The 15,851-nt window shown below is 68.5% G+C and carries 14 protein-coding genes; 9 read left to right on the plus strand and 5 right to left on the minus strand.

Features of this window, described 5'->3' with window-relative positions:
* Positions 1–205: 205 nt before the first annotated feature.
* The 4 genes from prpD to Q0A34_RS01105 all read left to right on the plus strand — a co-directional run bounded on the left by prpD (position 206) and on the right by Q0A34_RS01105 (position 7,525).
* Complete coding sequence (prpD, locus tag Q0A34_RS01090) at positions 206–1,720, plus strand: 2-methylcitrate dehydratase PrpD (RefSeq protein WP_291477629.1); 1,515 nt, start codon at positions 206–208, stop codon at positions 1,718–1,720.
* A complete protein-coding gene (prpB, locus tag Q0A34_RS01095; protein ID WP_291477631.1) occupies positions 1,721–2,635 on the plus strand; it encodes a methylisocitrate lyase in 915 nt (304 codons plus the stop codon).
* Between the two features lie 59 nt (positions 2,636–2,694).
* A complete protein-coding gene (locus Q0A34_RS01100) occupies positions 2,695–3,843 on the plus strand; it encodes a bifunctional 2-methylcitrate synthase/citrate synthase (protein ID WP_291477633.1) in 1,149 nt (382 codons plus the stop codon).
* A 175-nt stretch (positions 3,844–4,018) separates the two neighbouring features.
* The gene (locus tag Q0A34_RS01105; protein ID WP_291477635.1) at positions 4,019–7,525 is read left to right on the plus strand and encodes a pyruvate carboxylase; all 3,507 of its coding nucleotides are present in this window, start codon (positions 4,019–4,021) and stop codon (positions 7,523–7,525) included.
* Between the two features lie 18 nt (positions 7,526–7,543).
* Here the strand turns inward: Q0A34_RS01105 and Q0A34_RS01110 are convergent, their stop codons facing one another.
* Positions 7,544–7,999, minus strand: a complete 456-nt coding sequence (locus tag Q0A34_RS01110; protein ID WP_291477637.1) for an Lrp/AsnC family transcriptional regulator — start codon at positions 7,997–7,999, stop codon at positions 7,544–7,546.
* A gap of 83 nt (positions 8,000–8,082) precedes the next feature.
* Between Q0A34_RS01110 and Q0A34_RS01115 the strand changes: the two genes are divergently transcribed.
* Complete coding sequence (locus Q0A34_RS01115) at positions 8,083–8,718, plus strand: LysE family translocator (RefSeq protein ID WP_291477639.1); 636 nt, start codon at positions 8,083–8,085, stop codon at positions 8,716–8,718.
* A gap of 440 nt (positions 8,719–9,158) precedes the next feature.
* Entirely contained in the window at positions 9,159–9,425 is a 267-nt protein-coding gene (locus Q0A34_RS01120) for a hypothetical protein (protein WP_291477640.1), read from the plus strand.
* A gap of 108 nt (positions 9,426–9,533) precedes the next feature.
* On the opposite strand, the gene purB is transcribed toward Q0A34_RS01120, so the two are convergent.
* From purB to purD, 4 genes are all read right to left on the minus strand, one after another.
* Positions 9,534–10,964: an adenylosuccinate lyase gene (gene purB, locus Q0A34_RS01125; RefSeq protein WP_291477642.1), complete on the minus strand. Its 1,431-nt coding sequence runs from the start codon at positions 10,962–10,964 to the stop codon at positions 9,534–9,536.
* 112 nt (positions 10,965–11,076) lie between these two features.
* Entirely contained in the window at positions 11,077–11,931 is an 855-nt protein-coding gene (locus tag Q0A34_RS01130; protein ID WP_291477645.1) for a DNA-formamidopyrimidine glycosylase family protein, read from the minus strand.
* 16 nt (positions 11,932–11,947) lie between these two features.
* Positions 11,948–12,724 carry a hypothetical protein gene (locus Q0A34_RS01135; protein WP_291477647.1) on the minus strand — a complete coding sequence of 259 codons (777 nt, stop codon included), beginning with the start codon at positions 12,722–12,724 and terminating at the stop codon, positions 11,948–11,950.
* A gap of 18 nt (positions 12,725–12,742) precedes the next feature.
* A complete protein-coding gene (purD, locus tag Q0A34_RS01140; RefSeq protein WP_291477649.1) occupies positions 12,743–14,026 on the minus strand; it encodes a phosphoribosylamine--glycine ligase in 1,284 nt (427 codons plus the stop codon).
* A gap of 32 nt (positions 14,027–14,058) precedes the next feature.
* On the opposite strand from purD, the gene Q0A34_RS01145 reads away from it, so the two are divergent.
* The 3 genes from Q0A34_RS01145 to Q0A34_RS01155 form a co-directional block, all read left to right on the plus strand.
* Complete coding sequence (locus Q0A34_RS01145) at positions 14,059–14,487, plus strand: HIT family protein (protein ID WP_291477650.1); 429 nt, start codon at positions 14,059–14,061, stop codon at positions 14,485–14,487.
* Entirely contained in the window at positions 14,487–15,470 is a 984-nt protein-coding gene (locus tag Q0A34_RS01150; protein ID WP_291477653.1) for a triacylglycerol lipase, read from the plus strand. Before Q0A34_RS01145 ends, Q0A34_RS01150 begins: the two co-directional genes overlap by 1 nt.
* Before the next feature lie 145 nt (positions 15,471–15,615).
* Positions 15,616–15,851, plus strand: a 236-nt coding sequence (locus Q0A34_RS01155) for a PadR family transcriptional regulator (protein ID WP_291477654.1), incomplete at its 3' end; no start/stop codon positions are given.

A 15,851-nucleotide genomic window follows, 5' to 3' on the forward strand; every position in this document is an offset into this window, starting at 1 on the left:
CCCCCGACCGTGCCCGTATCGGGAGAGGTACCGGACGGCTCCGGGGGTGACGGGCGGCCGGCCGCCCCACCCACCCTTTCCGAAACAGAACATTTACCTCCGGTGACGGTGGCATAGTGGACGCCGCAACCATGTGTCAGCAGTCACAGCGCCGCCTGGGGCCACTGGCACGGTCACGTTCCCGAGTCTCTAGGAGTCCCACCCCGTGGAGAAGCACACCGTCCGCGTCCACCCTTCCGCCGAAGAGTTCCCGAAGAAGGAGCATCTGGCCTGGAAGGTCGCCGAAGTCGCGGCCGACCCGGTGGCCGTCCCGCAGGAGTCCGCCGACATGGCGGTCAACCGCATCATCGACAACGCATCCGTGGCCGTCGCGTCCGTCCTGCGCCGCCCGCCGTCGACGGCACGCTCCCAGGCCCTGAGCCACCCCTACTCCCCCGGTGCGACGGTCTTCGGCGTGCCCGGCACCTACTCCCCGGAGTGGGCGGCGCTGGCCAACGGCACGGCCGTGCGTGAGCTCGACTTCCACGACACCTTCCTCGCCGCGGAGTACTCCCACCCGGGCGACAACATCCCGCCGATCCTGGCGACCGCCCAGCACAAGGGCCTGTCGGGCGCCGAGCTGGTGCGCGGCATCGTCACCGGCTACGAGATCCAGGTGGACCTGGTCAAGGGCATCTGCCTGCACGAGCACAAGATCGACCACGTCGCGCACCTCGGCCCGTCCGTGGCCGCCGGTATCGGCACGCTGCTGGAGCTCGACACCGAGACCATCTACCAGGCGATCGGCCAGGCGCTGCACACCACCACCGCGACCCGTCAGTCCCGCAAGGGCCTGATCAGCTCGTGGAAGGCCTTCGCTCCGGCGTTCGCCGGCAAGATGGCCATCGAGGCGGTCGACCGTGCGATGCGCGGCGAGGGTGCACCGTCACCGATCTGGGAGGGCGAGGACGGCGTCATCGCCTGGATGCTGGACGGCAAGGACGCCGAGTACGTCGTCCCGCTGCCGGGTGCCGGCGAGGAGAAGCGCGGCATCCTGGACACCTACACCAAGGAGCACTCCGCGGAGTACCAGTCCCAGGCGCCGATCGACCTGGCCCGCCGGATGGGCCGGAAGCTCCGCGACGAGGGACACGACCTGTCCGACATCGAGTCCGTCGTGCTGCACACCAGCCACCACACCCACTACGTGATCGGCACCGGTGCCAACGACCCGCAGAAGTTCGACCCGGACGCCTCCCGTGAGACGCTGGACCACTCCGTGATGTACATCTTCGCCGTCGCACTGGAGGACGGCGAGTGGCACCACGAGCGCAGCTACTCCCCGGAGCGCGCCCACCGTCCGGAGACCATCGAGCTGTGGAACAAGATCAGCACCGTCGAGGACCCCGAGTGGACCCGCCGCTACCACTCCACCGACCCGGACGAGAAGGCCTTCGGTGCCCGTGCCGTGATCACCCTGCAGGACGGGACGGTCCTCGAGGACGAGCTGGCCGTCGCCGACGCCCACCCGCTGGGCGCGCACCCGTTCACCCGTGAGCAGTACATCGGCAAGTTCCGGACCCTGGCCGACGGACTGGTCGACGAGAAGGAGCAGGACCGCTTCCTCGAGGCCGCGACCAACACCCTGGAGCTGGGCCCCGGCGACCTCAACCAGCTGACCGTCACCTTCTCCGAGGACGTGCTGGCCCGCGCACCGAAGATCCCCGGGGGGCTGTTCTAGATGCCGGGCCTGTTCTCCAGCGCAGTCACCCCCACCGATCGCCGTAAGGCGTTCCGCGAGGCGTTGACCTCAGGCACGATCCAGCGTCTCCCCGGTGCGTTCTCCCCCCTGGTGGCCCGGGCCATCCAGGAGGCCGGGCTGGACGGCGTCTACGTCTCCGGGGCGGTCGTCGCCGCGGACCTGGCGCTGCCGGACATCGGACTGACCACGCTCACCGAGGTGGCGGGACGCTCCCGACAGATCGCCCGGGCCACGGACCTGCCCGTCCTGGTCGACGCGGACACCGGGTTCGGTGAGCCGATGTCGGCCGCGCGCACCGTCAGCGAGCTCGAGGACGCCGGAGTGGCGGGCTGCCACCTGGAGGACCAGGTGAACCCGAAGCGCTGCGGCCACCTCGACGGCAAGGAGGTCGTCCCCACCGAGCTGATGCTGCGCAGGATCACCGCCGCGGTCAACGAGCGTCGCGACGACTCCTTCGTGATCTGCGCACGCACGGACGCGGCGGGTGTCGAGGGCATCGACTCCGCCATCGAGCGGGCGAAGGCCTACGCCGACGCCGGCGCCGACCTGATCTTCACCGAGGCGCTGCACACCCCGGCGGACTTCGAGAAGTTCCGCTCGGAGGTCGACACCCCGCTACTGGCGAACATGACCGAGTTCGGCAAGACCGAGCTGCTCAGCGCGCAGACGCTGCAGGACATCGGCTACAACGCCGTGATCTACCCGGTGACCACCCTGCGCATCGCCATGGGCCAGGTGGAGGCGGCGCTGTCCGACATCGCCGAGACCGGCACCCAGACCGGGTGGATCGACCGGATGCAGCACCGTTCCCGGCTGTACGAGCTCCTTCGCTACAGCGAGTACAACGCCTTCGACAACAACGTCTTCACCTACACGAGGCCGGACGGGAACTAGAACCCCACACCGCCACACACCACCGCGGTTGCCACCACCGACTGAAAGGACCATCCCTGATGAGCGAGAACAACCCCGAGATCCGTAAGGGCCTCAACGGCGTCGTCGTCGACTACACCGCCGTGTCCAAGGTCAACCCGGAGACCAACTCCCTGACCTACCGCGGCTACCCGGTGCAGGAGCTCGTGGAGCACTGCAGCTTCGAGGACGTGGCCTACCTGCTCTGGAACGGCGAGCTGCCCACCTGGCGCGAGCACCAGGAGTTCGGCCAGCGTGAGCGGGCGCTGCGCACGGTCAGCCGTGGCCTGCTGGACCTGATCAACTCGCTGCCGAAGACCGCCCACCCGATGGACGTCGTCCGCACGGCGGTGAGCTGGCTCGGCACGCAGGACGTCACGAACGAGGACAGCAGTTCCGACACGGTGCGCCGCACCGGGCTGAGCCTGCTGGCCAAGCTACCGGTGATCGTGGCCTACGACATGCGTCGCCGGCGCAACCTGGAGTTCATCCCGCCGTCGCGCACCCGGGACATCGCCTCGAACTTCCTGTACATGTGTTTCGGGGACGACCCGGACTCCCCGGCGAACAACATGGACGACGTCAAGGCGTTCGACCAGTCGCTGATCCTCTACGCCGAGCACTCCTTCAACGCCTCCACCTTCACCGGCCGGGTCATCACGTCCACCACCTCGGACGTCTACTCCGCGGTCACCGGTGCGATCGGAGCCCTGAAGGGTGCGCTGCACGGCGGCGCGAACGAGGCCGTGATGCACAACTTCCTCGAGGTCGACGACCCGGAGAAGGCCGAGGAGTGGGTGCTGGACAAGGCCGACAACAAGCAGAAGATCATGGGCTTCGGCCACCGCGTGTACAAGAAGGGCGACTCGCGGGTGCCGTCGATGGAGAAGGCGATGCGACGCACCGCCGCCAACCACGACGGTGAGAAGTGGGTCCGGATGTACGACAACATGCAGGCCGCGATGGAGAAGCGCACCGGCATCCTGCCGAACCTCGACTTCCCCGCCGGGCCGACGTACTACATGCTCGGCATCGACATCCCGTTCTTCACCCCCATCTTCGTGATGGCCCGCGTGGTCGGCTGGACCGCCCACATCGTGGAGCAGAACGAGTCGAACGCCCTGATCCGCCCGCTGAGCGCCTACAACGGCGAGGAGCAGCGCGTGGTCGCGGACAACCTCGGACGCTGACACAGCCCGGAATTCGTCCGGAACGCGCCCGTGCCGACGGTCTCCACCGTCGGCACGGGCGCGTCGCCGTCTGTCCCCACCCCTCGACAGTGGCGTGGATCACCAGTATCCTTTGAGACTGGTCTGACCACATATTTCTGACTGACCCCGACAGCACCCGGAAAGGACGCCTCACATGGCTGCCCCTGCGAACCCCGTCGACCCCGCCGTACCCGCCGGCACCACGACACCACTGCCCGCGTTCTCCAAGATCCTGGTCGCCAACCGCGGCGAGATCGCGGTGCGGGCCTTCCGCGCCGCCTTCGAGACCGGGGCGTCCACCGTCGCGGTCTACCCCCGTGAAGACCGCAACTCCTTCCACCGCTCCTTCGCCTCCGAGGCGGTGCGCATCGGCACCGAGGGTTCACCGGTCAAGGCCTACCTCGACATCGACGAGATCATCCGCGCGGCGAAGGCCACCGGCGCCGACGCGATCTACCCCGGCTACGGGTTCCTGTCGGAGAACGCCACCCTGGCCCGCCGCGCCGCGGACAACGGCATCACCTTCATCGGCCCGGATCCCGACACCCTGGACCTCACCGGTGACAAGGCCGCCGCGGTGGAGGCCGCCAAGGCCGCGGGCCTGCCGATCCTCGACGACTCCGCGCCCAGCGCCGACATCGACGAGCTGGTCTCCTTCGCCGAGGGCCGGGACTACCCGTTGTTCGTCAAGGCCGTCGCCGGTGGCGGCGGTCGTGGTATGCGGTTTGTCGGTTCCCCTGAGGAGTTGGCTGTCCGGGCCGCGGAGGCCTCGCGTGAGGCCGAGGCCGCGTTCGGTGACCCGCGGGTCTACATCGAGCGTGCGGTGATCAACCCGCAGCACATCGAGGTGCAGATCCTCGGTGACGCCACCGGTGAGGTGGTGCACCTCTACGAGCGGGACTGTTCCCTGCAGCGCCGGCACCAGAAGGTCGTGGAGATCGCCCCGGCCCAGCACCTGGACCCGGTGCTGCGTGAGCGGATCTGCGCTGATGCGGTGCGGTTCTGCGAGTCGATCAACTACACCGGTGCCGGCACCGTGGAGTTCCTCGTCGACGAGGACGGCAACCACGTGTTCATCGAGATGAACCCGCGTATCCAGGTCGAGCACACCGTCACCGAGGAGGTGACCCAGGTTGACCTGGTGAAGTCGCAGATGCACATCGCCGCCGGGGCGACCCTTGAGCAGCTGGGGCTGCGCCAGGACGACATCGTCACCCGCGGGGCGGCCCTGCAGTGCCGGATCACCACCGAGGACCCGTCCAACGGGTTCCGCCCCGACACCGGCACGGTCACCGCCTACCGTTCCCCCGGTGGCGCGGGTGTGCGTCTGGACGGTGCGGCGAGTCTGGGCGGGGAGATCACCGCCCACTTCGACTCGATGCTGGTGAAGATGACCTGCCGTGGGGCGGACTTCGCCCAGGCGGTGGCCCGCGCCGAGCGCGCCCTGGCGGAGTTCACCGTGTCCGGGGTGGCGACCAACATCGGTTTCCTGCGCGCGATGCTGCGTGAGGACGACTTCCGTCACCGTCGTATCGCCACGTCGTTCATCGCCGAGCACCCGCACCTGCTGTCGGCCCCGCCGGCCGATGATGAGCCGGGCCGGATCCTGGACTACCTGGCCGACGTCACCGTCAACCAGCCTCACGGTGCGCTGCCGACCGAGGTGGTGCCCTACCGTAAGCTGCCGGAGGTGGTGCCGGTGAACAACGCCCGTCACCCCGGCGGGCCCCGTCGTGGTGACGCGGCCGAGTCGTTGCCGCGTGGGTCGCGTGACCTGCTGCGTGACCTCGGGCCGCAGCGGTTCGCCCGCCGGCTGCGCGACGCCGAGGCGTTGGGGGTCACCGACACGACTTTCCGTGACGCCCACCAGTCGTTGTTGGCGACCAGGGTGCGCACCAACCCGCTGGTCGACGCCGCCGACGCGGTCGCCCGGCTGACCCCGGGGCTGCTGTCCGTGGAGGCCTGGGGCGGGGCGACGTTCGACGTGGCCCTGCAGTTCCTGCACGAGGACCCCTGGGACCGGCTCGACCAGTTGCGTGCGGCGATGCCGAACACCAACATCCAGATGCTGCTGCGTGGGCGCAACACCGTCGGCTACACCCCCTACCCCGACATCGTGGCCGACCGGTTCGTCGCCGAGGCCGCGGCGTCCGGGGTGGACATCTTCCGTATCTTCGACGCGCTCAACGACGTCGACCAGATGCGCCCGGCCGTCGAGGCGGTGCTGTCCACCGGCACCGCCGTCGCCGAGGTCGCCATGGCCTACTCCGGGGACCTGTCCGACCCCGGTGAGGACCTCTACACCCTGGACTACTACCTGCGCCTGGCCGAGCGGATCGTGGAGTCCGGGGCCCATGTGCTGGCGGTCAAGGACATGGCCGGGCTGCTGCGCCCGGCCGCGGCGAGAACCCTGGTCACCGCGCTGCGGGAGAACTTCGACCTGCCGGTGCACCTGCACACCCACGACACCGCCGGTGGCCAGTTGGCGACCTACCTCGCCGCGGCGTCCGCCGGGGTCGACGCCGTCGACGGTGCGTCCGCCGCGTTGGCGGGCACGACCTCGCAGCCGTCACTGTCGGCGATCGTCGCCGCGTTCGCCCACACCCCACGCGACACCGGGATCAGCCTGGAGGCGGTGAACTCGATGGAGCCGTACTGGGAGGCGGTGCGCGCGCTGTACAGTCCCTTCGAGTCGGGTCTGCCGGGGCCCACCGGGCGGGTGTACCGCCATGAGATCCCCGGCGGGCAGCTGTCCAACCTGCGCACCCAGGCCACCGCGTTGGGGCTGGGTGATCGCTTCGAGTTGATTGAGCAGGCCTACGCCGAGGTCAATGAGCTGCTGGGCCGTCCGACCAAGGTCACCCCCTCGTCGAAGGTCGTCGGCGACCTGGCGCTGCACCTGGTCGGTGCCGGGGTGAGTGTGGCGGACTTCGCCGCTGACCCGCAGCGCTACGACATCCCCGCCAGTGTGGTCGCCTTTCTGCGCGGGGAGCTGGGCACCCCGCCGGGTGGGTGGCCTGAACCGTTGCGTAGCCGCGCCCTGGAGGGTCGTGGGGACACCGGGTCGCGCACCGTGGAGGTGCCCGACGAGGACAAGGCACTGCTCGAAGGTGACCGGCAGTCGCGTCGTGGTGTGTTGAGCCGGCTGCTGTTCCCGAAGGAGACCGCCGGGTTCGACGAGCACCGCCGCAGTTTCGGTGACGTGTCGATCCTGACTGACCGACAGTTCCTCTACGGGCTGGTCGAGGGTGAGGAGACGGTGGTGCGGATCAAGGGTAACCCGCCGATGGTGGTGCGCCTGGATGCTGTCGGTGAGCCCGATGAGAAGGGTATGCGTCAGGTGGTGTGCACGGTCAACGGGCAGATCCGTCCGATGCGGGTGCGTGACCGGTCGGTGGAGTCGGTCACCGCGGCGGCGGAGAAGGCCGACCCGTCGGTGGCCGGGCACGTGTCGGCGCCGTTCGCCGGTGTGGTCACCGTGACCGCGTCGGTGGGTGACACCGTCGCCGCCGGGGATGCGGTGGCGGTGATCGAGGCGATGAAGATGGAGGCGTCGATCACCGCCCCGGTCGCCGGTACCGTCGCGCGTGTGGTGATGACCCAGCCGACGAAGGTCGAGGGCGGCGACCTCCTCGTCGTCGTGGACGAAGCCGAGGAATAGGCGGCCGGGCCGCCCACCTCACAGGACGGGTCCGCGGGACCCGTCCACGACCCTCTTCATCACCATCGTGGAGTTCAGCCGTTCCACCCCGGGGAGGGTGCCGAGGACGGCGTCGTAGAGCTCCTGGAAGCCGGTCATGTCCCTGGTCAGTGTGCGCAGGATGTAGTCGGTCTCCCCGAACAGACGCTCGGCGGAGACGATGGCTGGCTCGTCGGTGACCGCCTCCTCGAAGGCGGCGACGGTGGCCTGGTCCGTCCTGCCCATCGTCACCATGACCAGCGCCTCGAAGGCCAGCCCGAGCGCCCCGGGGTCCACCGCCGCGTGGTATCCCCGGATCACCCCGGTGTTCTCGAGGTCGCGCAGCCGACGGTGGCAGGTCGACACGCTCAACCGGGCGTGGTCGGCGAGGTCGGTGACGCTCATCCGCCCGTCATCCTGGAGCAGTGAGATAATTTTCCGGTCTATCGCGTCCATGGCGAACATTATCCCACAACCACCGCCGTATGCACCGAAACTTCGAAACACATTCGGCCTGACCTGCAATAAGATCCCATGGCATGGAAGCTTCTCTGGTCCTGCAGTTCGCCGTCACGTCCGCACTACTGACCATGATGCCCGGCGCCGACTGGGCCTACGTGATCACCACCGGCGCCCGCAGCCGGTCAGTCGTCCCACCTGTGCTCGGCCTCGCCAGCGGATACGTCCTGCTCGTCGCCGCCGTCGCGGTGGGCGTCGGCGCCCTGGTGTCGACACACCCCGACATCCTCACCGTCGTGACGTTCGTCGGTGCCTGCTACATCATCTACCTGGGAGTGAGCACCCTGCGCGACCTGCGGGGCGCCGACGGGACGCCACTGCTCACCGACGGCGACGCCCCCGCCGACGGCACCGACGGGCTGCGCCTGTACCTGCGGGGTATGGGGGTCAGCGGCATCAACCCGAAGGCGATGCTGATGCTGCTCGTGCTCCTGCCGCAGTACCTCACCCCCGACGGCTGGAGCTCCACCGCCCAGACCGGGCTGCTCGGCGGCATCTTCATCGCCGAGGTGCTGGTCGTCTACTTCGGAGTGGCCCTGTTCGCCCGCTCGGTCCTGGTCGGACGCCCCCGTCTCAACACCGTGGTCACCGCACTCTCCGGCGTGCTGCTCACCGCCTTCGGCGGATGGCTGCTGCTCGAGGTCCTCGGAGGCTAGAGGATCTCGGCCGGGCGGTAGGATGCCAATACCCCTCACTAATCCCCCACTCCGCCGTAGTCGGAAGACTTTCATAATCCTCCGGTTGAAACTCCCCGCATTTTACATAAGCCCAGCGACCTGCCGCATGGTTCATATTTCCGGGAGGAAACCCGGACCCCCGGCCGAGACCACCGTAATGACAGCCCACAAGATAAGGGCGACAAAATCTTTCGGGAATGCTAGCTTGTCGTCAAGCATCCCCCGGGTGCCACTGAAGAAACCTGCATCCGACCGGAAGGAGATTGCCCCGTGAAGCTCCATGCACCCACCCACATCCCGGCCGTCGCCCTGTCCGTGACAATGCCGGTGGCAATGCCGGTGGCAATCCTTCCCTCCGTCACCAACAATGAGCCCGCCGTCCATACAACCCCTCGGGGGACAGAGGACTACTTCTCCTGATGGAACCTGACCAGTTTTCCACGAGAAGCGCCCACGAGAGCCGCGTCTCCGCACCACTGTCCGCGGCAGTGAGTTTCATTTTTCTCTACGGAGCGGTATCGCTTTCCGCAAGCTCCTTACGTGCGGACATTCTGGTGGTGGGAAGTATAGCCTCCGCAGTCCTCGTCACAATTCTGGAGTTCATCACCGCGAAGAAATCACGCATCTCCGTGCTACTGGGTTTTGCGCTCGTCGCCGGCGCAGCGGTGGTCGCCGGGCTCTCGTAGATGTCATGGGCGAAAGCACCGTGCACGACGTCGACCCCGAAGAAGCTCCCCGGGCCTGACGGCACCGGGGAGCTTCTTCTCCAGGTATGCAGGTTCCTGCTGCCCAGCTCAGAGGATCTCGGCCGGACGGTAGGACGCCGCGTCCGGGTGCGCGTCGACCAGGGCCCCGATCCGGACCAGGACGCGGTCCACCTGGTCCTCCGCGGCCCCGATGAACGCGTGGCGGTCAGCGAGCGCCGCCGTCAACGCGTCCTCGTCCAACGGAAGCCGGTCATCGGCCGCCAGTCGCTGCACGAGATCCTGGTCGGCACCGTTCTCCCGCATGTTCAGTGCCACCGCGACAGCGTTCTCCTTGATGACCTCGTGGGCGGTCTCCCGTCCCACACCGGCGCGCACCGCAGCCATGAGGATGCGGGTGGTGGCCAGGAACGGCAGGTAGCGCTCGAGCTCCCGGTCGATCATCGCCGGGAAGGCCCCGAACTCGTCGAGGACCGTGAGGAAGGTCTCGCACATGCCGTCGAAGGCGAAGAACGCGTCCGGGAGGGCGACACGACGCACCACCGAACAGAAGACGTCCCCCTCGTTCCACTGGGAACCTGCCAGGTCAGAGGCCATGGTCATGTAGCCGCGGAGGATGATCTGCAACCCCCCGACACGCTCACAGGACCGCGCGTTCATCTTGTGCGGCATGGCCGACGAGCCGACCTGCCCCTCCTTGAACCCCTCAGTGACCGTCTCATTGCCCGCCATCAGACGGATCGTCATCGACAGCGAGGACATCGAGGCGCCCAGTTCCACCAGCGCCGACAGGGCGTCGAAGTCGAGTGAACGCGGGTACACCTGGCCCACGGAGTCGAAGATCCGGGCGAAACCGAGCTCCCCGGCGATGGTCTGCTCGAGTGAGGCCAGCTTCTCCGGGTCACCGCCGAGCAGGTCCAGCATGTCCTGGCTGGTGCCCATCGGCCCCTTGACCCCGCGCAGGGGGTAGCGGTCCAGGAGGTTCTCGATGCGCTCGATGCCGACCATCAGCTCATCCGCCGCGGAGGCGAAACGCTTGCCCAGGGTGGTCGCCTGTGCCGCGACATTGTGGGAACGCCCCGCCATCACCAGGGACCTGTAGTCCGCCGCGTGGCGCCCGATCTGGGCGAGGACGGCGACAGCCTTGTCGCGGGCGATGGTCAGCGACCGGTGGATCTGCAGCTGTTCCACGTTCTCGGTGAGGTCCCGGCTGGTCATCCCCTTGTGGATGTCCTCGTGGCCTGCCAGCGCGTTGAACTCCTCGATGCGGGCCTTGACGTCGTGCCGGGTGACCTTCTCACGCTCGGCGATGGAGTCCAGGTCGATGGTGCCGATGACCTTCTCGTAGTCGGCGATCGCCTCGTCGGCGATGTCCACCCCCAGGTTCTTCTGGGCCCTCATCACCGCTATCCACAGCCGGCGCTCCATGAGGATCTTGTCCTCAGGGCTCCAGATGGCGGTGAGTTCAGCGGAGGCGTAGCGGTTCGCCAGGACATTCGAGATCTTTTTCTTGTCAGCCACGGCACCCAGTATCCCACAACCCGCGGCCGCAGTGACCACCGTGGTTACGGGGAGACGCCCGCGCGTTCACCCACGGACGACACCGTCGTACCCGCTGACCCGCGTGACCCCCTCACCGTCCCGCCTGGCAGACCGGGCACCAGTAGATCTTCCGCGCGGCCATCTCCCCCACCTCCACCGGCGTCCCGCAGACCAGACAGGGCAGACCGGCCCGACGGTAGACGTAGACCTCACCACCGTGGTCGTCCTTGCGCGGCTCGCGTCCCATCGCCTCCGGCGTGTGCTCGTCACGAACCGTGTCGATCCGTCCGTGTTCCAGGCCGTACTCCATCAGGCCGACCATGTCGTCCCAGATTTCCTGCAGCTCCCCGTCGGTGAGCGAGGTACCCGGCAGGTTCGGGTCGATCCCGGCGCGGAACAGGGCCTCGGTGCGGTAGATGCTGCCCACGCCCGCGTACATCGACTGGTCCATCAGCAGTGCACCGACAGGCTTCGACGACCGCCGTGTCCGTGCGAAGGCGCGCCGCCGCTTCTCCTCGTTGAGGATCCCGTCGTCCGACTCCCCTCCGACGGGACGCAGCGGGTCGACACCCAACTTCGCCAGCGCCGCGTCCTCCTCCGCCGGGCCGATGACCACGCACCGTTGCGGGCCACGCAGGTCGGCGGCGACCTCGCCGTCGTCGACACGCAGCCGGACCTGGCCACGTGGTTCGGCGACCGGTTCCAGGGAGAAGGTTCCGATGAGGCCGAGGTGGATGTGGATGATCCGGGCGTCCGGCACGGTGGCGTCACCGAAGTGCAGGAACAGGTGCTTCCCCCACGCCCCGGCTCCCGCGAACACCGCACCGTCCAGCGACGCCGCCTCCGTGGCGAACCGCCCCTGCGGGGACGAGACGTGCACGGACTTCCCGGCGAACTGCGCGGACAGGTCGCGGGCCAGACGGTGGATCACATGACCTTCAGGCATCAGGCATCAGTAGCTATCAGTGCTCGTCGGGGTCGTTGCCGCGGATACGGTCGACCTGGCGGTCCACGAGATCGAGGAGCAGCTGGGGTTCTTCCACGCCGCTGGCGTTGACCCGGAAGACCACGTTGTCCACACGCCCCACGACAACCGAAGCGGGGTTGTCGCCACTCGGCGAATCGGAATCGTTGACCACGGTGATCACGTGGACGTCCTCTGCCCCGACCACCTCCGCATCGGACACCTCGGTCTCGTAGTTCACCACGGGACTGTCCGGGTCCAGGTCCGACCCCTGGGTGAACGAGGCGCACTCGGACAGGTCCTCCGGCAGAGCCATCCCCGTGTTCTCCGGATCAGTGGAGATCATCGCGTTGATCACACCCGGATCGTTCTCGTCCTGGGGGAGGAACTCGACCGCGGCCGCGGTGTCCCGGTTGTCCTGTAGTGTCGCCAGAATGCTGACGGCCCGGGGCGCCAGGGCACTGCACTGTTCAGGATCGGTCCGGGTCGATCCCGCGATGTTGCGGAGTTCCTCGGCGGTGTCGTCACTGCCGTCCTCGAGGACATCGGCGACATTGTTCCACTCGTACCCGGCCGGGGTGTCGGAGTCCGTCAGCATCATGTCCGCCGGATTGTCGGACACAGCGCTGCCGGACGTGTCACCGTTACCGGCGCTGCCGGCGTTGTCTGAGCTCTCGGTGGAGTCGGTGCCATCGGAGGAACAGGCGGCCACCCCGAGGAGCAGCCCGGCAGCCGTCAGCGCGGCACAGGTACGGCGGAGAATCGTGTCAGTCATCCGTCCAGACTATCCGGTTCAGCGCCCCGGAACCGTGATGCGCCCCTCGACAGCGGCCAGGCCGATGTCCGTGCGGAAGTGGCCGCCCGGCAGGGAGATCCGGTCCAGCTCGTCGTAGGCGGCGGCGCGCGCCTCCTCCAGTGTCGCGCCCTTCCCGATCACGTTGAGCACCCGGCCGCCGGCGGACACCAGCACCCCGTCCTGCTCCGCGACCCCGGCCGCACGCACACCGCGGGCCTCGTCACCGGCGGAGGCGCCGGTGATCTCCACACCGGTGACCGGGGACGCCGGGTAGTTCTCCGCGGCGAGCACCACGGTGACCGCGTACCCGTCCTGCCACTCCAGCGGCGGGAGCCGGTCCAGCGTGCCGGTGGCCACCGCCTTGAGCACCCCGCCCAGCGGGGTGGTCAGCAGGTCGAGCACCGCCTGGGTCTCCGGGTCGCCGAAGCGGCAGTTGAACTCCACGACGGCAGGGCCGTCCGCACCCCACGCCAGGCCCGCGTACAGCAGGCCGGAGAACGGGCAGCCCTCCTTGACCATCTGCGCCGCCACCGGGGCGACGACCTCGTCGACGATGGTCTGCACACCGTCCTGCGGAAGCCACGGCAGCGGAGTGTAGGCCCCCATGCCGCCGGTGTTCGGGCCCTCGTCGTTGTCGCCGACCCGCTTGTGGTCCTGCGCGGGGAGCAGCGGCACCACGGTCTCACCGTCCACCAGGCAGAACAGGGAGACCTCCGGGCCGTCGAGGAAGCTCTCCAGCAGCACCGGGTTGCCGGCGGAGTGGACGTGGCGGACGTGCTCCAGCGCGGCGTCGCGCTCCGGGGTGACGACGACGCCCTTGCCGCCGGCCAGCCCGTCGTCCTTCACGACCCACATCGGGCCGAACCGGTCGACCGCCGCGGCGATCTCCTCCTCCGAGGCGCCGGGCTGGACGGACTCCGCATGGGCGGTCCTCACACCCGCCGCTGCCATGACCTCCTTGGCGAAGGCCTTGGACCCCTCGATGCGTGCCGCGGCGGCCGACGGGCCGAACACGGCGAACCCCGCCTCACGCAGGGCGTCCGCCACCCCCGCGACAAGGGGGATCTCCGGTCCGATGACGACCAGTTCCGCCGACAGTTCCCGGGCGAGGGCGACGACCGCTTCCGCGTCGTCCCCCCTGACTCCCGGGTGCAGTGCGGCGACCCCCGCCAGACCGGGGTTGCCGGGTGCGACGTGCACCTCGCTGACCTCGGGATCAGTGGACAGTGAATAGGCCAGGGCGTGTTCGCGGGCTCCGTTGCCGATGACGAGTGTGCGCATGGCTGTCCAGTTTAGCCGCTACCATCGACGGCATGGCTTCCGTATTCAGCAGCATCATCTCCGGCGACCTCCCCGGCCGTTTCGTCTACCGGGACGAGACCGTCGCCGCATTCCTCACCATCGAGCCGGTGGCCTACGGTCACACCCTGGTCGTGCCGGTGGAGGAGGTCGACCGGTGGACCGACCTGGAGCCGTCGCTCTGGGCGCACCTCAACGAGGTCGCACAGCACGTCGGGGCAGCCATCGTCGACCGGTTCGACGTCCCCCGCGCCGGCTACCTCATCGCCGGCTTCGAGGTCCCCCACGCACACATCCACGTCTTCCCCGCCGCCGACATGTCCGGCTACGACCTGTCCACGGCACTCGGGATGAACGACACCGACCCGGACAGGATGGACGAGGCCGCCGAGAAGATCCGCGCCGGCCTCCGGGACCGTGGAGTCGACCTCGGCGCCCTCTGATGGAAGACGAGATCGAGTCGATCGCCAGGGCGATCGCCGAGGCCGGAGCCGAGGCCCAGCAGGTGCAGCAGGAACAGTTCCAGGCCGCCCCGGGAAAAGTGCTGCTCAACCAGCTGTCGCAGTTCACCGACGGGGTACGCAACACCCTGGAGTTTCCCGCCCGCCTGCTGCCCCGCACCCCGCAGCTCCCCGGCGGGAGCGCCACCCTGCCGATCGGCGCCCGCCAGTACTCCGTGGGCTTCGTCGACGACCTGTGGCACGCCCGCCCCACCTCGGAACGGCCGTACCCGGTGGTGCTGCTGCACGGCACGATCTCGTCGAAGAACGCGTGGCAGAACCTGGTGGTCTCCCTCCGGGAGAAGGGGTGGGTGGTGTTCGCACCCGACTACGGTGTCCACGGCACGCAGGACGTCCTGTCATCGGCACGCGACGTCGCGGCCTACCTCGACCAGGTCCTCGCCGCCACGGGCGCGGAGAAGCTCGACATCGTGGGACACTCCCAGGGCGGACTGATCGCCCGGTACTGGATCAACGAGATGGACGGGGCGGACAAGGTCCACCACCTGGTGTCCCTGTCGTCCCCGCACCACGGGACCACGGTCCGCGGACTGCTCGCCTCGGTGATCACCGCCAGTGAGACCACGGTGCGTGTGGCGGAGGCGGTGGTCAGCAAGATGATGGGGCCGGCGGGGATGCAGCAGGTGGTGGGGTCGCCGCTGATCGAGACGATGACGACAGGACGGGAGACGCGGCCGGGGATCCGCTACTCGTGCCTGGCCACGCGCAACGACACCACCGTCGTGCCCTTCGAGACGGCGTTCCTTTCCCCGGACTCCGGGGACGGTCCGGGTGGTCCGGCGCGGGTGTGGAACGCCTTCCTGCAGGACCACGGGGTCAGCCGGGTGCGGCACGACGAGATGCCCGCGCACCCCGAGGTCCAGGACCTCGTCGTGACGATCCTCGAGGAAGGGCTGCGGGACTGAGGGACTGAGCGTCTGCGGAACTGAGGGCGGGGCGGGGGCTCAGGCCCGAGGTGCGTCGCACCCCCTTGCTTACCGAGTAAGTTACCCGGTAAGGTCCTAGTGACTTACCGAGTAAGCACCGACCTTCACACCTGAGGAACATGCGATGTCCATCAAATTCGCCCTGCTCAGCCTCCTGGCCGAGCAACCCAGGAGCGTGGGGAAGTTGAAGTCCGACTTCGAGACCCGCACCCGGGACACCTGGCCCGTCAACGTCGGACAGGTGTACCAGACGATCCAACGGCTCACCCGCGACGGCCTCGTCGAGGTCACCGGCACCGACACCGGCGCCTCGGGCCGCCACACCGAGAGCTACTCGGTCACCGGACCGGGGCGCGACGC

Source organism: Corynebacterium sp., assembly GCF_022712195.1.
GTDB lineage: Bacteria > Actinomycetota > Actinomycetes > Mycobacteriales > Mycobacteriaceae > Corynebacterium.